The 22,964-nt window shown below is 61.0% G+C and carries 20 protein-coding genes and 1 riboswitch; of the genes, 13 read left to right on the top strand and 7 right to left on the bottom strand.

The features are described 5' to 3' along the window. Window position 1: 1 nt before the first annotated feature. The 3 genes from SOP95_RS10025 (at window position 2) to SOP95_RS10015 (ending at window position 1,853) form a co-directional block, all read left to right on the top strand. Window positions 2-262, top strand: a complete 261-nt coding sequence (locus SOP95_RS10025) for a putative signal transducing protein (RefSeq protein WP_274074185.1) — start codon at window positions 2-4, stop codon at window positions 260-262. Between the two features lie 35 nt (window positions 263-297). After that, window positions 298-921 carry an SOS response-associated peptidase gene (locus tag SOP95_RS10020; RefSeq protein WP_046818982.1) on the top strand — a complete coding sequence of 208 codons (624 nt, stop codon included), beginning with the start codon at window positions 298-300 and terminating at the stop codon, window positions 919-921. A 113-nt stretch (window positions 922-1,034) separates the two neighbouring features. Beyond that, window positions 1,035-1,853, top strand: a complete 819-nt coding sequence (locus SOP95_RS10015; protein ID WP_274074186.1) for a M48 family metallopeptidase — start codon at window positions 1,035-1,037, stop codon at window positions 1,851-1,853. A gap of 123 nt (window positions 1,854-1,976) precedes the next feature. Here SOP95_RS10015 and SOP95_RS10010 read toward each other — a convergent pair whose 3' ends face one another. The 3 genes from SOP95_RS10010 to SOP95_RS10000 form a co-directional block, all read right to left on the bottom strand. Next, the gene (locus tag SOP95_RS10010; protein ID WP_008016665.1) at window positions 1,977-2,561 is read right to left on the bottom strand and encodes a TMEM165/GDT1 family protein; all 585 of its coding nucleotides are present in this window, start codon (window positions 2,559-2,561) and stop codon (window positions 1,977-1,979) included. 89 nt (window positions 2,562-2,650) lie between these two features. Next, window positions 2,651-2,775, bottom strand: a riboswitch (yybP-ykoY riboswitch). 39 nt (window positions 2,776-2,814) lie between these two features. Continuing rightward, on the bottom strand, window positions 2,815-3,813 hold the full coding sequence (locus SOP95_RS10005; RefSeq protein ID WP_323606975.1) for a class I SAM-dependent methyltransferase: 999 nt from the start codon (window positions 3,811-3,813) through the stop codon (window positions 2,815-2,817). 33 nt (window positions 3,814-3,846) lie between these two features. After that, a complete protein-coding gene (locus SOP95_RS10000) occupies window positions 3,847-4,812 on the bottom strand; it encodes a 2-hydroxyacid dehydrogenase (protein ID WP_323606974.1) in 966 nt (321 codons plus the stop codon). A gap of 91 nt (window positions 4,813-4,903) precedes the next feature. On the opposite strand from SOP95_RS10000, the gene SOP95_RS09995 reads away from it, so the two are divergent. From SOP95_RS09995 to SOP95_RS09975, 5 genes are all read left to right on the top strand, one after another. Next, window positions 4,904-5,533 (top strand): LysE family translocator, encoded by a 630-nt coding sequence (locus SOP95_RS09995; RefSeq protein WP_323606972.1) that lies wholly within the window; start codon window positions 4,904-4,906, stop codon window positions 5,531-5,533. A gap of 154 nt (window positions 5,534-5,687) precedes the next feature. Then, window positions 5,688-7,370: a fatty acid--CoA ligase gene (locus SOP95_RS09990; protein WP_323606970.1), complete on the top strand. Its 1,683-nt coding sequence runs from the start codon at window positions 5,688-5,690 to the stop codon at window positions 7,368-7,370. Window positions 7,371-7,707: 337 nt separating this feature from the next. Continuing rightward, a complete protein-coding gene (locus SOP95_RS09985; protein ID WP_323606968.1) occupies window positions 7,708-9,645 on the top strand; it encodes a DUF1302 domain-containing protein in 1,938 nt (645 codons plus the stop codon). 30 nt (window positions 9,646-9,675) lie between these two features. Further along, the gene (locus SOP95_RS09980; protein ID WP_323606966.1) at window positions 9,676-11,040 is read left to right on the top strand and encodes a DUF1329 domain-containing protein; all 1,365 of its coding nucleotides are present in this window, start codon (window positions 9,676-9,678) and stop codon (window positions 11,038-11,040) included. Between the two features lie 293 nt (window positions 11,041-11,333). Then, window positions 11,334-14,072, top strand: coding sequence for a LuxR C-terminal-related transcriptional regulator (locus SOP95_RS09975; protein WP_323606965.1), 2,739 nt, complete (start codon window positions 11,334-11,336; stop codon window positions 14,070-14,072). A gap of 83 nt (window positions 14,073-14,155) precedes the next feature. Here the strand turns inward: SOP95_RS09975 and SOP95_RS09970 are convergent, their stop codons facing one another. Continuing rightward, complete coding sequence (locus SOP95_RS09970) at window positions 14,156-14,770, bottom strand: hypothetical protein (RefSeq protein WP_323606964.1); 615 nt, start codon at window positions 14,768-14,770, stop codon at window positions 14,156-14,158. Beyond that, window positions 14,767-16,230 carry a PAAR domain-containing protein gene (locus SOP95_RS09965; RefSeq protein WP_323606963.1) on the bottom strand — a complete coding sequence of 488 codons (1,464 nt, stop codon included), beginning with the start codon at window positions 16,228-16,230 and terminating at the stop codon, window positions 14,767-14,769. The genes SOP95_RS09970 and SOP95_RS09965 overlap by 4 nt, the downstream gene beginning before the upstream one ends. Window positions 16,231-16,452: 222 nt before the next feature. Here SOP95_RS09965 and SOP95_RS09960 point away from each other — a divergent pair, with 222 nt between their 5' ends. Both SOP95_RS09960 and SOP95_RS09955 read left to right on the top strand, forming a co-directional pair. Then, window positions 16,453-17,097 (top strand): MBL fold metallo-hydrolase, encoded by a 645-nt coding sequence (locus SOP95_RS09960; protein ID WP_046818992.1) that lies wholly within the window; start codon window positions 16,453-16,455, stop codon window positions 17,095-17,097. Window positions 17,098-17,200: 103 nt separating this feature from the next. Further along, window positions 17,201-17,941: an OmpA family protein gene (locus SOP95_RS09955; RefSeq protein WP_274074196.1), complete on the top strand. Its 741-nt coding sequence runs from the start codon at window positions 17,201-17,203 to the stop codon at window positions 17,939-17,941. A 164-nt stretch (window positions 17,942-18,105) separates the two neighbouring features. Here the strand turns inward: SOP95_RS09955 and SOP95_RS09950 are convergent, their stop codons facing one another. Next, the gene (locus SOP95_RS09950) at window positions 18,106-18,540 is read right to left on the bottom strand and encodes a YhcB family protein (protein ID WP_008060245.1); all 435 of its coding nucleotides are present in this window, start codon (window positions 18,538-18,540) and stop codon (window positions 18,106-18,108) included. Between the two features lie 144 nt (window positions 18,541-18,684). On the opposite strand from SOP95_RS09950, the gene SOP95_RS09945 reads away from it, so the two are divergent. From SOP95_RS09945 to zapE, 3 genes are all read left to right on the top strand, one after another. Then, complete coding sequence (locus SOP95_RS09945; protein ID WP_274074375.1) at window positions 18,685-19,314, top strand: alpha/beta hydrolase; 630 nt, start codon at window positions 18,685-18,687, stop codon at window positions 19,312-19,314. A 24-nt stretch (window positions 19,315-19,338) separates the two neighbouring features. After that, window positions 19,339-20,694 carry a tryptophan--tRNA ligase gene (locus SOP95_RS09940; protein WP_323606961.1) on the top strand — a complete coding sequence of 452 codons (1,356 nt, stop codon included), beginning with the start codon at window positions 19,339-19,341 and terminating at the stop codon, window positions 20,692-20,694. A 90-nt stretch (window positions 20,695-20,784) separates the two neighbouring features. Then, window positions 20,785-21,879 carry a cell division protein ZapE gene (gene zapE / locus SOP95_RS09935; RefSeq protein WP_274074198.1) on the top strand — a complete coding sequence of 365 codons (1,095 nt, stop codon included), beginning with the start codon at window positions 20,785-20,787 and terminating at the stop codon, window positions 21,877-21,879. A gap of 141 nt (window positions 21,880-22,020) precedes the next feature. Here zapE and SOP95_RS09930 read toward each other — a convergent pair whose 3' ends face one another. Further along, a complete protein-coding gene (locus SOP95_RS09930; RefSeq protein ID WP_274074376.1) occupies window positions 22,021-22,941 on the bottom strand; it encodes a GlxA family transcriptional regulator in 921 nt (306 codons plus the stop codon). Between the last annotated feature and the right edge of the window lie 23 nt (window positions 22,942-22,964).

The following is a 22,964-nucleotide window of genomic DNA, read 5'->3' as shown; positions in this document are numbered from 1 at the left end:
CATGCAGCGCATCTACGAACCGGAAAACCTGATGGAAGGCGAGTTGTTGCAAGGCATGCTCGCCAGCGAGGGCGTCGAAGCGCATCTGGTGGGCCGCGACCTGGTGGGCGCCACAGGGGAATTGCCGATCTTCGGCCTGCTGGGCCTGGCGGTGGAGAATGACCAGGCCGAATACGCCCGTGAGCTGATCACCGCGTACAATGCTGCGCTGCCGCTGTCCGGCGATGAACCGGAGAGCTTTCCCGGCACGCTGGTCTGTTAGGCTGGCGTTCGTTTGATCAAGAGTCGTGCTACCCCATGTGTGGACGTTATGCCCTGTTTCGCTGGAATCGCGACTTCGCGACCCTGCCAGGTTTTCCGGCCGATCAACAGGCCCAGTGGAACATTTCACCCAACGATTCGGTGCTGATGCTGCGCGCAGGCCAGGACGGCCAGCGTGAGCTGGCCCGTGCCCGCTGGGGCCTGACACCACCATGGCTGACCGACCTGTCCCGCACCCCGGCCCATGCCCGGGCCGAAACCGTTGCCGAGCAACCCATGTTTCGCGAGGCCCTGCGTCAGCGCCGCTGCCTGCTGCCGGCCAACGGTTTCTATGAATGGCGCGGCACCACGCGCAAGCGTCCGTACTGGCTGACGCCGGGTGAGGGTTCGTCGCTGTTTTTCGCCGCCATCTGGGAGGCGTACCCGGTGCAGGAGCAGGTGTGGCTGAGCACGGCGGTGATCACGCAACCGGCGGCCAGTCAGCGCCGGCCGTTGATTCTCGATGAGGCGGGGCAGGCCGCGTGGCTCGACCCCGAGACGCCGCTGCATGCCCTGCAAGCCCTGCTCGCCAGCGAGCCCGCGGCGTTGCGCGAGCGGGTGCTGGCCAACATGGTCAATGACCCGAAGCTCAATGGGCCGGAGTGTCTTACTCCGGGTTAATTTTTCCTGTGTTGGTGAGAGCTTTGCCTGAAAAAGGCGTCTTATCTCCTGTGTATCTGGCGTCGATACATTTCCACGCCTAGGATAGGCGGCAGTTTTCATGGAGTTTTTCAATGAGCAAGATTTTCGTTGTAGGTGCACTGAGCGCAGCGCTGCTGCTCGCCGGCTGTCAGTCGGTCAACACCACCAGCGGTGGCGCCGTCGGTGTCGAGCGCAAGCAATACATGTTCAGCATGCTGTCCACGGATGAGGTCAATCAGATGTACGCCCAGTCCTATCAAAAGACGGTGGGTGAGGCGAGCGGCCAGGGCGTGCTGGACAAGACCAGTAGCGATGCCAAGCGCATCCAGGTGATTTCCGATCGACTGATTGCGCAGGCGCCGGTCTTCCGCCCGGATTCGGCCCAGTGGAAATGGGAAGTCAATCTGATCAAGAGCGATGAACTCAACGCCAACTGCGGGCCTGGCGGCAAGATCATTTTCTACACCGGCCTGATGGACAGCCTGAAGCTGACCGACGACGAAATCGCCGCCATCCTCGGCCACGAAATCGCCCACGCCCTGCGCGAGCACGGTCGTGAAGCGATGTCCAAGGCCTATGGCATCGAAATGGCCAAGCAGGGCGCTGGTGCCTTGTTCGGCCTGGGTCAGGACAGCCTGGCGCTGGCGGATACCGTGGCGAACTACGGCATGACCTTGCCGAACAGCCGCGCCAATGAAAACGAGGCGGACCTGATAGGCCTCGAACTGGCCGCGCGTGCCGGCTACAACCCGAACGCCGCGATCACCTTGTGGAACAAGATGGCCAAGGCGTCGGAAGGTTCGCCGCCGGAGTTCATGAGCACTCACCCGGCGTCCTCGAGCCGGATTGCATCGTTGCAGGCGGCGATTCCGAAAGTCATGCCGCTTTATGAGCAGGCCAAGAAATCCTGATGTTGATTCATCGTCTGTAAGGGCCTCATCGCCAGCAGGCTGGCTCCCACAGGGGAATGCATTCCAATTGTGAGAGCCAGCCTGCTGGCGATGAACGATAACGCGGTCTGTCGACCTACTGCGTCAAACCCACCCGCTGCTCTGCATCGCCTTGTACACCGCGACAATCGCCAGGATGAAAAACGCCGACGCCGCCAGTCGACGGATCAGCGTCAATGGCAGTTTGTCCGCCGCAAAATTACCCGCCAGAACCACCGGCACGTTGGCAATCAGCATGCCCAGGGTGGTGCCGATGATCACCAGCCACAGCTCCGGGTATTGCGCGGCGAGCATCACGGTCGCGATCTGGGTCTTGTCGCCGATTTCGGCGAGGAAGAACGCGATCAACGTGGTCAGGAACGGTCCGAACTTGCGCGCGGTGCTGGCTTCGTCATCGTCCATCTTGTCCGGCACCAGGGTCCACAGGGCGGTGGCGGCGAAGCTCGCCGCGAGGATCCAGTGCAGCATCGTATCCGAGAAGAAACTGCCCACCCAGGCGCCTACCGCACCGGCTGCCGCATGGTTGGCCAGGGTCGCGGCGACGATGCCGGCGATGATCGGCCAGGGTTTGCGAAAGCGGGCAGCGAGAATGAGCGCGAGCAGTTGCGTCTTGTCGCCGATTTCGGCCAAGGCAACGATTGCGGTGGGTACCAGTAGTGAATCCAGCATCAGGGGTTTTCCTAAGGGGCGGGTCGACACGGCTATGACACGTACAGCCTTCCCGCCCCGGGTAAGGTGTTCGTGTCATAGGTCTTGTCAAACCCTGCGATCCATCTGATGTGGATGCTTGGGTCGCATGCGCCATGGCCTGAGGACCAAGTATGTTGACGCATGCCGGACGAGCATGGCGCTCGTGGGAGACTACTCCCCTAGGACGGAGCGGATTCTGCCTAGGCAAAATCCATTAGGCAAGTGCAAATTTCTATCCGCGTTTTGCGCGGTAGATGCGAAAACCCTGTCCTTCGGCCTTGATCGCGCAGACCCCGAGGTGCTCTTCGATCAGCGGTTGGTACTTCAGGAAACTGTTGGCTACGAGCCGTAGTTCGCCACCGTTTTTCAGATGTTTGGCCGCTTTTCGTAGCAGGTTTTCCGTCGCGTAGTAATCGGTATGCACACCGACATGGAAGGGTGGGTTGCTCAGGATTGCGCTCAAACCCATGGGTGCCGCGTCGATACCGTCACCGGTAATGACCTCCGCTTCAAGACCATTGGCCGCCAGGGTCAGGCGACTGCTGGCAGCGGCAAAGGCATCGACATCGAGCAAGGTGACCTGGTTGTGCGGATAACGGCGTTTTACCGCCGCACCCAGCACCCCGGCGCCGCAACCGAAGTCCAGCAAGTGGCCGCTGGGCAGTTTATCCAGGTGTTCCAGCAACAAAGCACTGCCGCGATCCAGTCGACCGTGGCTGAACACGCCCGGCAGGCTGATGACCTTCAACGGGCCTTCGGCCAGCGGCAATTCATAGGTCTGGGCCAGGCTTTCCAGGGGTTTGGCCTCTGGTGCGTTGGCTACGGTGACCAGCCACAGCTGGCAATGCCGCGCACTGTCGAGCTTGCGTGGCTTGCCAAACGGGTTCAACTGCTTGGCGGCGCCTTCGATGCCGCTTTTTTTCTCACCGACCAGGTACAGCTCGCGGCCGGCCAGCCGAGAGGCGAGGGCGTTGAGGATGTAATCGGTCAGGTCCTTGGACTTGGGCAGAAACACCACGGCGCTATCGAACGCGCGCTCAGGCGCGTCAACGCCAAAATGGCTGCGCTCGGCGAAGCGCGCATCCAGCGCGGCCTGATCGCCGGCGTGCCAACTCCAGCCGTGGGCGTCGGGCAGGCGGCCCAGCAAGTCGTCGGCGGGCAGGCCGGCCAACAACACCGAGCCCTGGAATAATTCAGCCTGACGAAGCAGTACTTCACTGCGCGGATCCATAACTGCTCCTGTGAAAAAAAGTGCCGCAGTTTATCAACTGACGACCCGCAGCGCCTTACCGCTGATGTAGCCCTGGGCGTTTTCGGTCAATTGGCCAACAATTCGTTGCCGCGCTTCGCGACTGCCCCAGGCGTTGTGCGGGGTGACGATCAGGCGTGGGATGTCCTGGGCCAGCAGGGGATTGCCGTTGACCGGCGGCTCGACGCTCAGCACGTCGGTGGCGGCACCGCCCAGGTGGCCGTTGCGCAAGGCATCGGCCAGTGCCTGCTCGTCGATCAGGCCGCCGCGGGCGGTGTTGACCACGAACGCGCCGGGCTTCATGGAGGCCAGTTCACGGGCGCCGATGAAGTGACGGGTGTGTTCGTTGAGCGGGCAGTGCAGGGTCAATGCGTCGATTTGCGGCAGCAGTTGATCCAGCGGCAAGCGGTCGGGGCGGGCAGGGCGACCCGGGATCTGGCCCAGCAGCACGCGCATGCCAAACGCCTCGGCCAGGCGCGCGACGGCGCCGCCCAATTCGCCGTGACCGAGCAGGCCGAGGGTTTTGCCTTGCAGTTCGACGATTGGATAATCCAGCAGGCAGAACTGTTTGGCCTGTTGCCAGCGCCCTTCACCGACGGCTTTCTGGTAGTCGGCCAGGCGCGTGGCCAGGTTGAGCAGCAGCATGATCGTGTGTTGCGCCACCGATGGCGTGCCGTACCCCTGGCAGTTGCACACGGTGATCCCGTGGGCGCGGGCGGCCGCGAGGTCGACGTTGTTGGTGCCGGTGGCGGCGATCAGGATCAGTTTCAGCTCGGGGCTGGCAGCGATGGCGGCCGCGTTGATCTGGATCTTGTTGGTGATGGCGACGCTGGCGCCCTTGAGGTGCTCGATCACTTGGTCGGGCAGGGTCTGGTTGAACAACTGCAGTTCGCTGAAAACTTCGCGCAGCGGGCTGAGATCGAGATCGCCCAGGTCCAGGGAGGGGTGGTCGAGGAAAACAGCGCGGTGAATGTTCGTCATCAACTGTACCTTTTGTGCAATGAACTGAAGGCGTAATCTGCCGAGCCTACCAGATGAAATAAATAGTTACGCTTGACCTTAAGGAGCCCCAATGTACTGGACCGAATTCTTGACCGTTGCGCTGATTCACCTGCTGGCCGTGGCCAGCCCCGGCCCGGACTTTGCCGTGGTGGTACGGGAAAGCGTGACCCATGGCCGTCGCGCTGGCACCTGGACAGCCCTTGGCGTCGGTTCGGCGATTTTCCTGCACGTTGGCTACTCGCTGCTGGGCATCGGCCTGATCGTGTCCCAGTCGATCGTCTTGTTCAACGCATTGAAGTGGGCCGCCGCCGCTTACCTGCTGTACATCGGCTTCAAGGCACTGCGGGCGCAACCGGCCAAGGCCGTGACAGATGATCTGCACCAGGAAGCCGGCGAGCGCACCGCGCGCGGCGCCTTCACTTCGGGGTTCGTGACCAATGGCCTGAACCCGAAAGCCACGCTGTTTTTCCTGTCACTGTTCACCGTGGTGATCAATCCGCATACACCGCTAGCCGTGCAGGCCGGTTACGGGGTGTACCTGGCGGTGGCCACGGCGATCTGGTTCTGCCTGGTGGCCATGCTGTTCAGCCAGCAGCGCGTGCGCGCCGGTTTCGCCCGCATGGGGCATTGGTTCGACCGGACCATGGGCGCGGTGTTGATCGCCATTGGCGTGAAACTGGCGTTTACCGAAATGCATTGAGCGTAACCGTCCACAATTCCCCATGGATGCTGGCGCAACGCTAGCATCCGTGCGGCTCTGCAAATCATCCCTTTGGCTGATTTGGCTGGCGATCAGGGGCACTACAGTGCTTACTCTCTACAGCCTCGACCGAGTAGTCAGAAAAGGGATTCTTATGTTGCAGACTCGCGTTATCCCCCCAGCCGAAGGCGCTTACCAGTTTCCGCTGCTGATCAAACGGCTGCTGATGTCCGGCGCGCGTTATGAGAAAACCCGCGAGATCGTTTACCGCGATCAGTTGCGCTATAGCTATCCGACCCTGATCGAACGGGTCGCACGCCTGGCCAACGTGCTGACGGCCGCCGGGGTCAAGCCCGGGGATACCGTGGCGGTGATGGATTGGGACAGCCACCGATACCTGGAATGCATGTTTGCCATTCCGATGATCGGCGCGGTGATCCACACCATCAACGTGCGCCTGTCGCCGGAGCAGATCCTCTACACCATGAATCACGCCGAAGACCGCTTTGTCCTGGTCAACAGCGAATTCGTCGGCCTGTACAACGCGATCGCCGGGAACCTGACCACGGTCGAGAAAACCCTGCTCCTGACCGACCTGCCGGAAAAGACCGCCGACCTGCCGAACCTCATCGGTGAGTACGAGCAATTGCTGGCCGCGGCAAGCCCGCAGTACGACTTCCAGGACTTCGACGAAAACTCGGTGGCGACCACGTTCTACACCACGGGCACCACCGGCAACCCCAAGGGCGTGTACTTCACCCATCGCCAACTGGTTCTGCACACCATGGGTGTCTCGACGATCATGGGTTCGATCGACAGCGTGCGCCTGTTGGGTACCAGCGACGTGTACATGCCCATCACGCCGATGTTCCACGTGCATGCCTGGGGCCTGCCCTATGTGGCGACCATGCTCGGGCTCAAGCAGGTGTATCCGGGGCGCTACGATCCGGAGTACCTGGTGGAGCTGTGGCGCAAGGAAAAGGTCACTTTCTCGCACTGCGTGCCGACCATCCTGCAAATGGTCCTCAACGCCAAGGCGGCCCAGGACATCGACTTCGGCGGTTGGAAAATCGTCATCGGTGGCAGCGCGCTCAACCGTGCGCTGTACGATGCCGCGAAAGCCAAGGGCATTCAGTTGACCGCCGCCTACGGCATGTCGGAGACCGGGCCGCTGGTGTCCTGCGCGCACCTCAATGACGAACTGATGGCCGGTTCCGAGGACGAACGCACCACCTACCGGATCAAGGCCGGCGTGCCAGGGCCGTTGGTGGAGGCGGCGATCGTCGACACCGAAGGCAACTTCCTGCCCGCCGATGGCGAAACCCAAGGCGAACTGGTGTTGCGCGCGCCGTGGCTGACCGAGGGCTATTTCAACGAGCCGCAGAAGGGCGCCGAACTCTGGGCCGGTGGCTGGCTGCACACCGGCGACGTGGCGACGCTGGACAGCATGGGGGTGATCGATATTCGCGACCGGATAAAGGACGTGATCAAGACCGGCGGTGAGTGGATCTCCTCCCTGGACCTCGAAGACCTGATCAGTCGCCACGCGGCGGTACGCGAAGTAGCAGTGGTGGGGATTGCCGATCCGCAGTGGGGCGAGCGGCCGTTTGCCTTGCTGGTGCTGCGCGAGGGCCATGCCATCGGTGCCCGGGAACTCAAGGAGCACCTCAAGCCGTTCGTGGAATTGGGGCACCTGAGCAAGTGGGCGATTCCGAGTCAGATCGCCCTTGTTACTGAAATTCCCAAGACCAGTGTCGGTAAGCTCGACAAGAAGCGAATTCGCGTCGACATCACCGAATGGCAGGCCAACAACAGCACCTTCCTCTCGACGCTTTAAGCGTCCCCTGGCGTGCCCGAAAGGGCACGCCAGCCCCACCAAGCAAGCGCTTGGCTTGTCAAATCCGAATTTTCAGCCATTCTTGCCGTGCCGACACCTGTCGGCTTGGCAAAGGACTGTTCCAGAGTGGTCGGCAGGCTTAAATCACACTTTAGAGGGATCAAGCAGTACTACCTGCTGGCTATAGTCCGCTCAAGGATTTTTAAGAACGGAGCAAACGCACAAACCGGGGCGATGCAACTTTGGAGTGACTTTGGGAAGCCATGGCTCCCTGTTATCCAAGCGTTTTTAGAAGTGCTATTTGCCATAACAATAAAATGCACATGGAGTAGCGTCGATGACATCAGTAAACCAGTTCTGGCGCCGGGCTAAACTGCCTCTGGCCGTCAGCCTTGCCTCTACGCTCGCCGGGCCTGCATTCGGCGTCAGTTTCAACATCGGTGAAATCGAAGGTCAGTTCGACTCTTCCCTGTCGATCGGCGCGAGTTGGTCTACTGAAAGCGCCAACAAAAACCTCATCGGCGTCAACAACGGCGGCCGCGGCCTGTCCCAGACTTCCGATGACGGTCACCTGAACTTCAAAAGCGGTGAAACCTTCTCGAAAATCTTCAAGGGTATCCATGACCTTGAGTTGAAGTATGGCGACACCGGCATTTTCGTCCGTGGCAAATACTGGTACGACTTCGAGCTCAAGGACGAGAGCCGCCCGTTCAAGGACATCAGCGACGACAATCGCAAGGAAGGCGCCAAGTCATCTGGCGGCCAGATCCTCGACGCCTTCGTCTACCACAACTACGCCATTGCCGATCAGCCAGGTTCGGTACGTCTGGGCAAGCAAGTGGTGAGCTGGGGTGAAAGTACCTTCATCGGCGGCGGCATCAACTCGATCAACCCGATCGATGTGTCCGCATTCCGTCGTCCCGGTGCCGAGATCAAGGAAGGCCTGATTCCGGTCAACATGTTCTACGTGTCCCAGAGCCTGACCGAGAACCTCTCCACCGAAGCCTTCTACCAGATCGAATGGGACCAGACGGTCGCCGACAACTGCGGCACCTTCTTCTCGCAACCGGACGTGATCGCCGATGGTTGCGACAATAACCTGGCGGTACTGCGCACCCAGAACGGCCTCAACAGCGCCCTGGCGGCGGCTGGGCTGCCAGCCGGATTGCGCAATGCCGCGATCAACACCCTCGGGGCCCGGGGCGTGACCTGGGGTAACCCGGATGAAGGCGTGATCGTGCGTCGTGGCCCGGATCGCGATGCCCGTGACAGCGGTCAATTCGGTGTTTCCTTCAAGTACATGTTCGATCCGCTGGACACCGAATTCGGTGCCTACTTCATGAACTACCACAGCCGTGCGCCGATTTTCAGTGGTCACGGGGCCCCGGCGAGCGCCTACAGTGGCGCAGGCCTGGTGGGCGGCCTGGTGGGCAACGGCGTACCCCTGGGTGTCGCGGCGGGCCTGGCACCGACCTTGCTGCCGTTGGTGGTGGCCGGTAACTCCAGCTACTACGTCGAATACCCTGAGGATATCCGCCTGTACGGCTTGAGCTTCTCCACCACCTTGCCGACAGGCACCGCGTGGAGTGGTGAACTCAGCTACCGTCCGAACGCTCCGGTCCAGCTCAACACCACCGACATCCTCTTCTCCGGCCTGACGCCGCTGAACCCTAACGTGTCCGTGCTCCAGGGCACCCCAGGGCAGGATCAACAAGGTTATCGCCGCAAGGAAGTGACCCAGCTGCAATCGACCCTGACCCACTTCTTCGACCAGGTGATGGGCGCCGAGCGTCTGACCCTGGTGGGTGAAGTCGGCTGGACCCACGTTGGCGGCCTGGAAAGCAATTCCAAGGCACGTTACGGCCGTGACCCGAGCTACGGCCCTGGCCCATTGCCAAACAACCAGTGCGTGACCTTGAACAGCGGTACCTTGGCAGGCGGTCCGCAAAACAACGTCAGTCGCTACTGCGAAAACGACGGCTTCACCACGGCCAACTCCTGGGGTTACCGCGGTCGTGCCATCTGGGAATACAACGACGTATTCGCCGGTGTGAACCTCAAGCCGAACGTGGCCTGGTCCCACGACGTGGAAGGTTACTCGCCTGGTCCTGGCGGCAACTTCGAGGAAGGTCGCAAAGCGGTCAGCCTGGGTGTCGATGCCGAGTACCAGAACACCTACACCGCAAGCCTGGCGTACACCAACTTCTTCGACGGCAAGTACACCACCGTGGATGACCGCGACTTCGTTGCGCTCAGCTTCGGCGTGAACTTCTAAGCACTCTATTTTCAGGACGAGCACATACACATGAAAATAACCAAGAGTCTGTTCCACGCCAGTGTCCTGGGGCTTTCGCTGCTGGCGACCGGTGTCATGGCAGCGGTCCCGGCGGCCGAAGCGGACAAGCTGGGCAAGAGCCTGACCCCGATGGGCGCCGAAATGGCCGGTAATGCCGACGGTTCGATCCCGGCCTGGAAACCCATGCCGAAGAACGCCGGTACCGTCGACAGCAAGGGTTTCCTGTCCAATCCGTACGCCAGCGAAAAACCGCTGTTCACCATCACGGCGCAGAACGTCGACCAGTACAAGGACAAGCTCGCCCCGGGTCAGTACGCGATGTTCAAGCGCTACCCGGAAACCTTCAAGATGCCGGTCTACACCTCCCATCGCGGTGCAACCGTGCCGGATGACGTGTTCGCCGCCATCAAGCGCAACGCCACCAAGACCAATCTGGTGTCCGGTGGTAACGGCCTGGAGAACTTCGAAACCGCCATACCGTTCCCGATTCCGAAAAGCGGCGTCGAAGTGATCTGGAACCACATCACCCGCTATCGCGGCGGCAGCGTGACCCGTCTCGTGACCCAGGCCACGCCACAGCCGAACGGCTCGTTCAGCCTGGTGTACTTCCAGGACCAGTTCGTGTTCCGTGACAAGATGAAGGATTACGATCCGGCGAACCCGGGCAACATCCTGTTCTACTTCAAGCAGAAAGTGACCGCGCCGGCACGTCTGGCCGGTGGTGTGCTGCTGGTTCACGAAACCCTCGACCAGGTCAAGGAACCGCGTTCGGCGTGGGTCTACAACGCCGGTCAGCGTCGTGTGCGTCGTGCGCCACAAGTGTCCTATGACGGGCCGGGTACCGCTGCCGATGGCTTGCGTACCTCCGACAACCTGGACATGTACAACGGTGCGCCGGATCGTTACGACTGGAAACTCGAAGGCAAGAAAGAGATGTACATCGCCTCCGACGCCTACAAGCTCGACGATCCGAAGCTCAAGTACACCGACATCATCAAGGCCGGCCATATCAACCAGGACCTGGCTCGCTACGAGCTGCGCCGGGTCTGGCATGTGGTTGCAACCCTGAAGGAAGGCCAGCGTCACATCTACGCCAAGCGTGACTTCTACATCGACGAAGACACCTGGCAGGCCGCAGTGATCGACCACTACGACGGCCGCAACCAACTGTGGCGCGTTGCCGAGGCGCATGCCGAGAACTACTACGACAAGCAAGTGCCGTGGTACGCCCTGGAAACCCTGTACGACCTGCAATCGGGTCGCTACCTGGCGCTGGGCATGAAGAACGAAGAGAAGTCGGCGTATGACTTCGGCTTCACCGCCACCACCAGCGACTTCACCCCGGCGGCGTTGCGCCAGGATGGTGTTCGCTAACGTGCACTGACCTGAGGCCGCATCCTCTGGAAAAACGCCCCGACTGGTTCGGGGCGTTTTTTTTTCTGTAGGAGCGAGCTTGCTCGCGATGGTCGTCAACGATAACGCTTGAAACCAGGCAGCCCGCGGCGCTCTCTGGTTACTCGTCGGAACGCCGCCCGGAGCAAGCTCGCTCCTACAGTGTTTAGAGTTTTTGTAGCCATTTGTAGCAATAACCTTCATTCCCTCATCGTTTACCGCTAGTCTGCGGACATCTGCAACGCCGCCACCCGCAATTCAAACAAGAGCCGGCCATGACTGATCTGTCCCCACCACCCGGTCCTGCAAGCGTCGCTGTCGCCGCGCTGGACGGGCGCTTTTTCCGACCGCCATTGCCCGACGGCCATGTGTTGCGCCCACGCCTGTGCGAGCGCTTGAGCGCAGGCTTGGGTGGCAGGTTGCTGCTGGTCAGCGCACCGGCCGGGTTCGGCAAGAGTTCGTTGGCGGTGGAGTTCTGCCAGGCGCTGCCGGGTCACTGGCAAAGCCTCTGGCTGGGGTTGAGTCCGCGAGACAGCGACCCGGGCCGATTCCTCGAGCGCTTGCTCGAAGGCCTACAGGACTTCTTTCCACAATTGGGCAGGCAGTCCCTCGGTTTGTTGAAAATGCGCCAGCGGCATCAACCGTTCGCCTTCGAAGAATGGCTGGACGGGCTGCTCGACGAACTGGCCGTGCACCTGTCGACGGCCACCCCGCTCTTGCTGGTGCTCGATGACTATCACCTGGCCCAGGGCCCCGTACTCGATCGCTGCCTGCAGTTTTTCCTCAATCACCTGCCCGATGGCTTGCTGGTGATGGTCACCAGCCGCCAGCGTCCAGACTGGCACCTGGCGCGATTGCGCCTGTCGCGCCAGCTGCTGGAGCTGCATGAGCAGGACCTGCGCCTGACCCACGATGAAGCCTTGAGCCTGCTCGATCGGCACAGCAGTTCCTTGCGTGGCGAGGCGCTGGAAAACCTGATCCAGCGCAGCGAAGGCTGGGTGGCCGGCCTGCGCTTCTGGTTGCTGGCGGCCTCCGAGGCGGGCACCCAGGGCGCATTGCCCCAGGCGCTGCACGGCGGGGAAGGGCTGATCCGCGACTACTTGCTCGAAGAGGTAATCGATTGCCTGCCGGCCGAAGTACAAGCCTTCCTCTACGACACCGCCCCCCAGGAGCGCTTTTGCAGCGAGCTTTGCGACGCCGTTCGCGACGCACATGACAGTGCCGCCATCCTCAGCTTCCTGGCGGCCCACCAGGTGTTCCTGGTGCCGCTGGACGAGCACGGCCACTGGTATCGTTACCACCATCTGTTTTCCGATCTGCTGCGCACCCGGCCCGGCGCGCAGTCGATGGTGCCGGCGGCCAGCCTGCACCTGCGCGCCTGTCGCTGGTTCAATGCTCAGGGCCTGCTCGATGAGGCGGTCGAGCAGGCGTTGCGGGCAGGACATTTGGACGTTGCGGCCAACCTGGTGCAGAACCTTTCCGAAGAACAACTGCTGGCCGAACAGAACGTCGGCATGTTGCTGCGCTGGAAAATGGACCTGCCCGATAGCCTGCTGATCAGCACCCCGCGCTTGATCGTGCTCTATAGCTGGGCGTTGGGACTGGCTTGCCAGTTGGACGCCGCCGAGGAGCTGGCCAGCCACCTGAGCCGCTTCCTGCCGGCGCCGTCGGCCACCGCGCAAAAGTCGATGCTGGCGCAATGGCTGGCCTTGAGCGGGATCATCGCGCGCGGGCGCGGTAACCGCGAACTGACGATACGCTATTGCACCGAAGCGCTGGAGAGCCTGCCGTGCAAGCGTTATGGCCAGCGCTTGGTGTGCCTCTCGACCCTGTCCAACCTGGCCATTGCTGATGGCGACATGTGGCGTGCGAGGAATTTGAACCGCGAGTCCCTGGAGCTGGCGCAACGGGTTGGTAATCCGCTGTTCGAGGCGTTGGCGCACTACGACCGCGCTCGAGTATTGCAGGCGCGGGGTGAAGTGCTGCGTTCGCTGGATGAAGTCCGCCAAGGGCTGCAACGCCTGCAGGGCTTGCCTGCGCAGAGGCTCTTTGCCGTACGCGCCCGACTGACGCTGTACGAGGGTTTTCTGTTGGCCGTGCGCCTGCAACCCCAAGCCGCACGGTTGCGCTTGCAGGCCGGCTTGAGCGAGGCCCGTGCCTGTCGCGACATCAGCGTGCTGATCGGCCATTGCGTGATCGCCCGGCTCGAAGGCAGCAGCGGCGAGTTCGCCAAGGCCTTTGCCGAACTCGCCGAAGCGGAACGGCTGATGCACATCTGGGACGTGCCGCCGATCTACTACCTGGCGATGATCACCCTGGTCAAATGCGAACTCTGGCTGGCCCAGGGGCGTACCGACCTGGCGCAAGCCTGGTTGACCCGATTGGGTCAGACCTACAACGGCGAGCAGCCGGCCGCACCCCCGGAATTCCATCCGCAACTGCCGCTGCATATCGAATTGCAGCAAGCGTTGCTGGAGGCAATCCAGAACCAGCCGATGCTGGCCGAAGGGCGTTTGAATACGCTGCTGGAAAATGGCCAGCAAACCGGTCGGCAGATGCTCAGTGCCATGGCGCTGACGCAAAAGGTTTCGTTGTTGTTGGGCAGCGGACGCGAACCGGAGGCCCGCAAGGCGCTAATCCAGGCGCTGGACGCCGCAGCCGGGGGCGTGTTGCAACCCTTCGAAGGGCTATTGGCCGAGCACCCGGACTGGCTGCGCGGACAACTTCTACTCTGCACGCCGACCACGGTTTCCCGGGACCTCTCAGAAAAACTTCCGGCCGTGGCCTCTCGCCCGACACCGGAACCCACTCCCGCCTCGGAACAACTCAGCACCCGGGAAATGGCCGTCCTGCGCCTGATTGCCCAAGGCTGCTCGAATCAGGAGATCAGCGACCAGCTGTTCATTTCCCTGCATACGGTGAAAACCCATGCCAGCCATATCAACAGCAAGCTGGGGGTAGAGCGGCGCACGCAGGCGGTGGCCAGGGCGAAGGAGTTGGGGGTGTTGGTGTAGCGTTGCGCGGGTTTTCTTGCTGGCGTCCTAGGCCGTGGTCGCGTCGCCAGTGCAAATCGCTCGTTCGTCGTTATGAAGTATGGTCAAGGGTTCGTCCATGGCGTGGCCAGTGACAGCGTGATGAGATAGCGCTCCTCTGTGGGCCGTTTCTGGTCCTTGAATCGATTCACAATCAACATCACTTGATACCGGTTGGACGCGTGCCAATAAGTTTTGCCGCCTTTGTTCACGTCCCGTAATTGGGCTCGCCACTCAGGAGTGTCGGCGAATGAAGGGAAGTAATCGACCTTGATGGGGGTCCAGCCAGCGTTGCGCCATTGCTCTTGCAGATCCAGTACGACCTTGAGGGTGTCGTCGAGTAATAGCGGCTCGATTTGTGGGGACATGCGGACACCGTGGATATGTTCATCATCAAACATCACCGTGAAAAAACGGGCCAGAGGCGTTACAAAGCCGTACTGGGGATCAATGAAACGCAGGCGCGCATCTGATTTCGGAACACTGAACCATGAGTGCCCGGGAACGGCCGGGCCAATGCTTGCGCTGGAGCGCTGGCGCATGGCTTCGTACGGCTCGCCGATCAACAGGGCGATTTCCGGCTCTCCCGAGAGTACTTGAATCGCGGCTGACGTCAGGACGACCGCAACCGCCAGTGCCAACACGCCACGACGCCAGCCGATGCGTTGCATCAGGTTCACCGCACGCCTCCACCCCAGGCGATGTCCCGAATCGATTGCTCAATCTGGTCGCGTTGGTCGCTGTGCAGCAAATCGTCAAACTGCGCCGCGGCTTTGAGCACAAAGGCCATGCGCCGTTCGATGTCAGCCAGGTTGGCAAAGGGATTGCTGCCAAAACCAATGGTGCGTCCGTCCTCGATGGGACGGCACTGGCTGGCCAGCGTCAGCTCGATGGCCTGGGCGGCACCGGAGGGGATGTTAGTGACGTAGGAGACATGGTTACCGCGCAATAACCATTTCAGACCGCTGTCGTCGTACATCGCCGGTTGCAGGATGTTGACCTGTTCGTGCTTGGCTAGATGCTCAACACTCTTGGCAATATTGCCCGCCTCGATCGCCTCGAAGGCCAGGAGGATTTCCTCGTGGTCAGTCCCGAACTTCAGCGTTTCCTGCCCGACCGGCCACAACACTGGATGTTGGCCATGCCCATAAATGTTGCTACGTGATTCCAGACAATCCTTCAGCGCCTCCAACCCCCGTTCCTTGTAGAACACATGCAGCGGATACACATCCAGGAACAGCGTGGTATTGCCCATCGCCAGCATCTCGTACACAAACCGGTACATCCGTTGCGAGAGCGACAAGGGAAGGTCGGCACCCCAGTGGGTGAAGCCCCATACCGGGTTGTCACGGTTGGCCTCTTCGTACTCGTGCTGGCGCTGCTCAAACGCTCGAATGGTCGCGCGCTTTTCCCGCTCACTGGGACTGAGCAAGCCTCTCAGTCCTTGTCTGGCACTGTCCCTCAATTGCTGTATCGCCTCTTCTTCCGCCTGAATTTTCTCGACCGAATCAGCCGCGTGCAGCAGACCACAGCCCACCTGTTTCGAAGCGAACGCCGCCAGCCCGGCCCACTGAAAACGCGGGTCGTGGCGCCATAGCTGGGCGTAGGCGGCATTGATCGCCTTGTTGCGCGCCTTCGGGTCGGCGATCAGCTTACCGCCCGGTGCTACGACGTTTTCGACCCGCTGCTGGTAGCCGCGCCAAAGGTTCTCGCAGACCGTCCCTGGCCGTTCGCTGAGCGTTGGTGTGGGCGCCCGCGCTGAAGTGAAAGTGTTTTGTCGTGGCGTCACCGGATTGCTGGGTGCAACGGGCGCGGCCGCCTGTTGAGTGGCACTCCTTGCGACTGGCGGCGCAGCATCCTGTCTGGAGTCGTAGGTGGCGGTAGTAAACGAGGGGATGAACCCGGCCTTGCAGGGGCAGCTGCTGCGGCTGTCCAACGAGCCCGCCATCAGCCTGCCGTGACTGTCCATGAACGAGATGCCACCCTCGATTTCGTAGGTTTCGTCGTTTTTGCCGCAGGACACCGGATCCCCTGCGCGAGCATGGGCGAAGCCAAACATCATGATGCGGGTATCGGTCTCCAGCACCTCGCCACCGCAGGTGGTCTTGTCACCCTTGCGAATGAAATATCCCTTTGCCATTGCTAGAACTCCTTGTTTACGATCAAATTGCTTCTGCTCCCGATGGAACGGAGGAGTGGCAAAATGCCGTGCACAGGGTTCTATACGGGGCTGTCAGACGTAAATCAGACGTTTCCTTGTTTGTTGTAGTCCGCTTCCGCAATCAGGCAGTGGCAATGGGTGGCATCGGCGATGTCGTCGAGCTGTGCGAGAATATGCCATCCATTTTTTCCAGGAACACCCATGGACGCTGCCAAACCTGCGCTGATCCGCGAAACCTTCCCCGTCGGTCCCTTGCAGTGCAACTGCACGATCATCGGCGACCCGATCACCAAAAAAGCCATCGTGGTCGATCCGGGCGGCAATCACGAACTGATCCTCGCGCGGCTCGATGCCCTGGGCCTGAAGGTGGTCAGCATCATTCACACCCATGCGCACCTCGATCACTTCCTGGCCTCCGGCCAGTTGAAGGAAAAAACCGGCGCCACCCTGCATTTGCACAAGGAAGACCAATTTCTCTGGGACAACCTGGAGATGCAATGTCAGATGTTCGGTGTGCCCTACACGCCGGTACCGTCGCCGGACCGCTGGCTGGCCGACGATGAAGAGCTGGCCTGTGGCTGTGGCGTGGCCTTGCACACACCGGGTCATACGCCGGGCTCCATGAGTTTCTGGTTTGCCGACGCGAAGCTGCTGATTGCAGGGGACACCTTGTTCCGCCGCGGGGTAGGGCGCACGGATTTGTGGGGAGGCGATCAGGCGACCATCGTGCGTTCGATCAAACAGCGCCTGTATACCCTCGACGAAGGAGCGACCGTGGTGGCCGGGCATGGTCCGGACACCCGGTTGGGCGATGAAATGCGCGAGAACCCTTTTGTTCGGGCCTGATTTGTAACAAGTGGAATTTTCACGGGTCGAAATGATCCAACGCCCGCAAGGGTCCGATGCTGAGTCCGTTGCACCACAGAATGCAAAAAAGTAGGAGCTCTACATGTTCACCACGCCTCGTTTGATTATTGTCGCTACTGCCGTGGCACTGTTGGCCGGTTGCGCATCGCCCAACCCCTACGACGGCCAGGGCCAGGGCCAGGGCCAGGCCGATAGCGGCTCCACGGGCATGAGCAAAACCGCCAAGTACGGTGGCCTCGGAGCTCTCGCAGGCGCACTGGCCGGTGCTGCCATCAACCACGACAACCGTGGCAAGGGCGCGCTGATCGGTGCTGCCGTCGTGGGTGCTTCCGCTGCCGGTTACGGCTACTACGCCGACCAGCAGGAGAAAAAGCTGCGTGCCAGCATGGCCAACACCGGTGTCGAAGTGCAGCGTCAAGGCGACCAGATCAAGCTGATCATGCCAGGCAACATCACGTTCGCCACCGATTCGGCGAATATCGCACCGAGCTTCTATCAGCCGCTGAACAACCTGGCCGGTTCGCTGAAAGAGTTCAACCAGAACCAGATCGAAATCGTCGGCTACACCGACAGCACCGGTGCCCGCCAGCACAACATGGACCTGTCCCAGCGTCGCGCCCAGAGCGTGGCGACCTACCTGACCTCGCAAGGCGTCAGCGGTGCCAACCTGAGCGCCCGTGGCGCCGGCCCGGATAACCCGGTCGCCAGCAACGGTGACGTCAATGGCCGGGCGCAGAACCGCCGGGTAGAGGTCAACCTGAAGGCGATTCCAGGCCAGCAGTATGGTGCCCAGCAACAAGGCAACGTTCAGCAGTACCCATAAGCGTCAGGCGTAAAAAAAACCGCCCGATCTTCACAGGTCGGGCGGTTTTTTTGTAGGAGCTGCCGCAGGCTGCGATCTTTTGATCTTGCTTCTGAAAATCAAAAGATCGCAGCCTCGTTGCACTCGACAGCTCCTACAGGGGCTTTTTCACACCTGTAACCTGATTACTTCTTCAGGCCGTAATGCTCATCGAGCATGCCCGGCGCGTTCGGGGCTTTGGGTGCGTAGTCGCGCGGCGGTTCCTGATTGCGCGGCGGTGTCAGGCGTTCCCGTGGAGCCTGCGTTGCGTCGGCGTGCAGGGAGGCCAGCAAGCGTTGACGGGTCTGCTCGTCCAGGGCCAGGCGGTTGGCACCCTCGGCGAGATGATCCTGCACTTCCTGATAGCTCGCAGTCAGTTTCTTGACCAATGTTGCAGTGCTGTTGAAGTGGGTCACCACCTCGTTCTGATAACTGTCGAAACGTTCCTGAATATCGTCCAGCTGACGTTGCGTGCTGCTAGGCGCGGCATTCGGCGCCAGGCGAGCGATCAGGAAACCAATGGCGACACCCACAACCAGGGCAAGAGTCGGCAACAACCAAACTAAGAGCGAGTGTTCCACGAGTCCTTCCTCTATAAACGGCTTTGCTTTACGTTAACGGCTCGAACCTGCGCTGTATACCGCGATTCGCTCGCAATAGACAGTTGCAGACAATTTGCTAGACGAGTCGACCCGATTCGAGGTCACGGAGTTCCTTCCTTGCTTATGCGTGAAACCCCTGTAGTGATTGATGGCCCGGTCGGCCAACTGGAAGCGCTGTACCTGGACAATGAGCAGCCGCGCGGCCTGGCGCTTATCTGCCATCCGAACCCTGTGCAGGGCGGCACCATGCTCAATAAAGTGGTCTCGACCCTGCAGCGCACTGCGCGCGATGCCGGTTTGATCACCCTGCGTTTCAATTACCGTGGTGTCGGTGCCAGCGAAGGCTCTCACGATATGGGCACCGGTGAAGTCGACGATGCCCAATCTGTCGCCGAATGGTTTCGCGCCAAACACCCGGAATTGCCGTTGACCCTGTTCGGGTTTTCCTTCGGCGGATTTGTTGCTGCAAGTCTCGGCGGCCGCCTGGAAGCGCAGGGCGAGCAGCTCAAGCATCTGTTCATGGTCGCACCGGCGGTCATGCGCCTGGGTGCTCAGGACCCACTGCCGCAACACGGCGAACTGACCCTGATCCAGCCGGAAACCGACGAAGTGATCGATCCACAGCTGGTTTACCAATGGTCCGACCAGCTTGAACGTCCCCATGAGCTGCTGAAAGTGGCAGAATGCGGACACTTTTTTCATGGCAAGCTGACCGATCTCAAGGATCTGATCCTGCCGCGTCTCTCGAATTGATTGCAGTCTGACAAGCGATTACCCATGACGACTCGTACCCGTATCCTCACCGGCATCACCACCACCGGCACGCCGCACCTGGGCAACTACGCAGGCGCCATCCGCCCGGCGATCCTTGCCAGCCGTGACAGCAATGCCGATTCGTTCTACTTCCTGGCCGACTACCACGCCCTGATCAAGTGCGATGACCCGCTGCGCATCCAGCGCTCGCGCCTGGAAATCGCCGCGACCTGGCTGGCCGGTGGCCTGGATGTGGACCGCGTGACCTTCTATCGTCAGTCCGACATCCCGGAAATCCCTGAGCTGACCTGGCTGCTGACCTGCGTGGCCGCCAAGGGCCTGCTCAATCGCGCCCACGCCTACAAGGCCTCGGTGGACAAGAACGTCGAGACCGGTGAAGACCCGGACGCCGGCATCACCATGGGCCTGTACAGCTACCCGGTGCTGATGGCCGCGGACATCCTGATGTTCAACGCGCACAAGGTGCCGGTCGGCCGCGACCAGATCCAGCACGTGGAAATGGCCCGGGACATCGGCCAGCGCTTCAACCATCTGTTTGGCCAGGGCAAGGAATTCTTCACCATGCCCGAGGCGCTGATCGAGGAAAGCGTGGCCACGCTGCCGGGCCTGGATGGCCGGAAAATGTCGAAGAGCTACGACAACACCATTCCGTTGTTCAGCAGCGCCAAGGAAATGAAGGACGCGATTTCCCGTATCGTCACCGACTCCCGTGCACCGGGCGAGGCAAAGGATCCGGACAACTCGCACCTGTTCACCCTGTTCCAGGCGTTTGCCACCCCGGCGCAGGCTGACGAGTTCCGCAGCGATCTGCTGCAGGGCCTGGGTTGGGGCGAGGCGAAGAATCGCCTGTTCCAACTGCTGGACAGCGAATTGGGCGAATCCCGCGAGCGTTACAACCAGCTGATCGAGCGTCCGGCGGACCTTGAAGACATCCTGCAGCACGGTGCGAAAAAGGCTCGCGCAGTCGCGACCCCTTTCCTCAACGAGTTGCGTGAAGCGGTGGGTCTGCGTTCTTTCGTTGCCCAGGCTCAAGTGGCCGCAACCACGAAGAAGAAAGCGGCGAAGGCTGCACGTTTTGTCAGCTTCCGCGAAGACGACGGCAGTTTCCGCTTCCGTCTGTTGGCGGCCGATGGCGAGCAATTGTTGCTGTCGCGTCACTTTGCCGATGGTAAAACCGCCGGTCAGGTGACCAAGCAGCTGCAATCGGGCCAGCCACTGGACGTGCGCAGCGAAGACCTGGGCTTCAGCGTCTGGCTTGAAGGCCAGTGCGTGGGCGACAGCCCGGCGTTCGCTGACAGCGCCGCGCGCGATGCGGCGATCGAGGCATTGCGCATCGCGCTGACGCCAGTTCAGGAATAATCAACGGCTCGGCCCGACCAAGGGCTGATTGCCATTCTCACGGGCCATCGCTACAGTGACGGCCCGTTTTTGTTGCCTTGCTAACGAATTATGACGCCCCTAGAACGATATCAAGCTGATCTGAAACGCCCGGAATTCTTCCATGATGCCGCGCAGGAAACTGCCGTGCGCCATCTGCAGCGCCTGTACGACGATCTGGTCGCGGCCGAGCAGAACAAGCCGGGCCTGCTGGGCAAACTGTTTGGCAAGAAGGATCAGGCACCGGTCAAGGGCCTGTACTTCTGGGGCGGCGTGGGTCGCGGCAAGACGTACCTGGTCGACACCTTCTTCGAAGCGCTGCCGTTCAAGGAAAAGTCCCGCACCCACTTCCACCGCTTCATGAAGCGCGTGCATGAAGAAATGAAGACCCTGGGCGGCGAGAAAAACCCGCTGACCATCATTGCCAAGCGCTTCTCTACCGAAGCCCGGGTGATCTGCTTCGATGAGTTCTTCGTCTCCGACATCACCGACGCCATGATTCTCGGCACCTTGATGGAAGAGCTGTTCAAGAACGGCGTGACCCTGGTCGCAACGTCGAACATCGTGCCGGACGGCCTGTACAAGGATGGCCTGCAACGTGCGCGCTTCCTGCCGGCCATCGCCCTGATCAAGCAGAACACCGAGATCGTCAACGTCGATAGCGGCGTCGACTATCGCCTGCGTCACCTCGAGCAGGCGGAACTGTTCCACTTCCCGCTCGACGAAGCGTCCCACGAAAGCCTGCGCAAGAGCTTCCGCGCACTGACGCCGGAATGCACGGCAGCGATCGAAAACGACGTGCTGATGATCGAGAATCGCGAGATCCGTGCCCTGCGCACTTGTGACGACGTGGCCTGGTTCGACTTCCGCGAACTGTGCGACGGCCCGCGCAGCCAGAACGACTACATCGAACTGGGCAAGATCTTCCACGCCGTGTTGCTCAGCGGTGTCGAGCAGATGAGCGTCACCACCGACGACATCGCCCGACGCTTCATCAACATGGTCGACGAGTTCTACGATCGCAACGTCAAGCTGATCATTTCTGCCGAAGTCGAACTCAAGGATCTGTACACCGGCGGCCGCCTGAACTTCGAGTTCCAGCGAACCCTGAGTCGCCTGCTGGAAATGCAATCCCACGAATTCCTCGCGCGCGCGCACAAGCCGTAAGGCGATTCGTAAAATTGAAAAGGCCTGCAAATGCAGGCCTTTTTTATGCACTGAAGATCCCTCTGTAGGAGCTGCCGCAGGCTGCGATCTTTTGATCTTGAAAATCAAAAGATCGCAGCCTGCGGCAGCTCCTACATTGGCTCAAGCTGCTTGCTGAAACTGCTGCCGATACTGGTTCGGCGACAACTCCGTGTGCTGGCGGAACAGGCGTGCGAAGAAACTCGCGTCGTCGTAGCCGACTTCGTAACTGATGGTCTTGATGCTCTTGCGGCTGCCGGACAGCAGGCCTTTGGCGGTTTCGATGCGCAGTCGCTGCAGGTAGTGCAGCGGCTTGTCGCCGGTTGCGGTCTGAAAGCGACGCATGAAGTTGCGGATGCTCATGCCGTGTTCGCGGGCGACGTCTTCGAAGCGGAATTTGTCGGCGAAGTGTTCCTCGAGCCAGTGCTGGATCTGCAGGATGATCACGTCCTGGTGCAGCTTTTGCCCGCCGAAGCCGATTCTTCCCGGCGAGTAGCTGCGTTGCACTTCATAGAGGATGTCGCGCGCCACGGCCTGGGAAACGTTGGCGCCGCAGAAGCGTTCGATCAGGTAGATGTACAGGTCGCATGCCGAGGTGGTGCCGCCGGCGCAATACAGGTTGTCGGCGTCGGTCAGGTGCTTGTCCTGATTGAGCTGGACCTTCGGGAAACGCTCTGCAAAGGCATTGAAGAAGCGCCAGTAGGTGGTCGCCTCCTTGCCATTGAGCAGGCCGGCTTCGGCAAGCCAGAACACGCCGGTGGCCTCGCCGCACAGTACGGCGCCCCGCGCATGTTGCTGGCGCAGCCAGGGCAGGACCTGTGGATAACGTTTGCTCAGGGTATCGAAATCGTCCCAGAACGCGGGGATGACGATGATGTCGGCATTTTCCAGGCCGCCATCCACCGGGATCATCACGTCGCTGAAGGTGTTGACCGGTTTGCCGTCGGGGCTGACCAGTCGGGTTTCGAACGCGGGAGTCAGGCCGTGGCCCAGTTGTTTGCCGTAGCGCAGGCTGGCGAGGTGGAAGAAATCCTTGGCCTGCATGAGGGTGGAAGCGAAAACCCGGT

The sequence above is a fragment of the Pseudomonas sp. YuFO8 genome (assembly GCF_035065025.1).
Taxonomy (GTDB): domain Bacteria; phylum Pseudomonadota; class Gammaproteobacteria; order Pseudomonadales; family Pseudomonadaceae; genus Aquipseudomonas; species Aquipseudomonas putida_AE.
Note: the sequence above shows the minus strand (reverse complement) of the source record. Positions and strands in the feature narration are given on the sequence as shown.

Excerpts from the sequence above, each read along its gene's own strand:
- SOP95_RS10020 (WP_046818982.1), top strand. The coding sequence starts at position 298 with ATGTGTGGACGTTATGCCCTGTTTCGCTGGAATCGCGACTTCGCGACC.
- SOP95_RS10015 (WP_274074186.1), top strand. The coding sequence starts at position 1,035 with ATGAGCAAGATTTTCGTTGTAGGTGCACTGAGCGCAGCGCTGCTGCTC.
- SOP95_RS09980 (WP_323606966.1), top strand. The coding sequence starts at position 9,676 with ATGAAAATAACCAAGAGTCTGTTCCACGCCAGTGTCCTGGGGCTTTCG.
- SOP95_RS09945 (WP_274074375.1), top strand. The coding sequence starts at position 18,685 with ATGCGTGAAACCCCTGTAGTGATTGATGGCCCGGTCGGCCAACTGGAA.
- zapE (WP_274074198.1), top strand. The coding sequence starts at position 20,785 with ATGACGCCCCTAGAACGATATCAAGCTGATCTGAAACGCCCGGAATTC.
- SOP95_RS09995 (WP_323606972.1), top strand. The coding sequence starts at position 4,904 with ATGTACTGGACCGAATTCTTGACCGTTGCGCTGATTCACCTGCTGGCC.
- SOP95_RS09990 (WP_323606970.1), top strand. The coding sequence starts at position 5,688 with ATGTTGCAGACTCGCGTTATCCCCCCAGCCGAAGGCGCTTACCAGTTT.
- SOP95_RS10010 (WP_008016665.1), bottom strand. The coding sequence starts at position 2,561 with ATGCTGGATTCACTACTGGTACCCACCGCAATCGTTGCCTTGGCCGAA.
- SOP95_RS09940 (WP_323606961.1), top strand. The coding sequence starts at position 19,339 with ATGACGACTCGTACCCGTATCCTCACCGGCATCACCACCACCGGCACG.
- SOP95_RS09985 (WP_323606968.1), top strand. The coding sequence starts at position 7,708 with ATGACATCAGTAAACCAGTTCTGGCGCCGGGCTAAACTGCCTCTGGCC.
- SOP95_RS09955 (WP_274074196.1), top strand. The coding sequence starts at position 17,201 with ATGTTCACCACGCCTCGTTTGATTATTGTCGCTACTGCCGTGGCACTG.
- SOP95_RS10000 (WP_323606974.1), bottom strand. The coding sequence starts at position 4,812 with ATGACGAACATTCACCGCGCTGTTTTCCTCGACCACCCCTCCCTGGAC.
- SOP95_RS09930 (WP_274074376.1), bottom strand. The coding sequence starts at position 22,941 with ATGCAGGCCAAGGATTTCTTCCACCTCGCCAGCCTGCGCTACGGCAAA.
- SOP95_RS10005 (WP_323606975.1), bottom strand. The coding sequence starts at position 3,813 with ATGGATCCGCGCAGTGAAGTACTGCTTCGTCAGGCTGAATTATTCCAG.
- SOP95_RS09965 (WP_323606963.1), bottom strand. The coding sequence starts at position 16,230 with ATGGCAAAGGGATATTTCATTCGCAAGGGTGACAAGACCACCTGCGGT.
- SOP95_RS09960 (WP_046818992.1), top strand. The coding sequence starts at position 16,453 with ATGGACGCTGCCAAACCTGCGCTGATCCGCGAAACCTTCCCCGTCGGT.
- SOP95_RS10025 (WP_274074185.1), top strand. The coding sequence starts at position 2 with ATGCAGCGCATCTACGAACCGGAAAACCTGATGGAAGGCGAGTTGTTG.
- SOP95_RS09975 (WP_323606965.1), top strand. The coding sequence starts at position 11,334 with ATGACTGATCTGTCCCCACCACCCGGTCCTGCAAGCGTCGCTGTCGCC.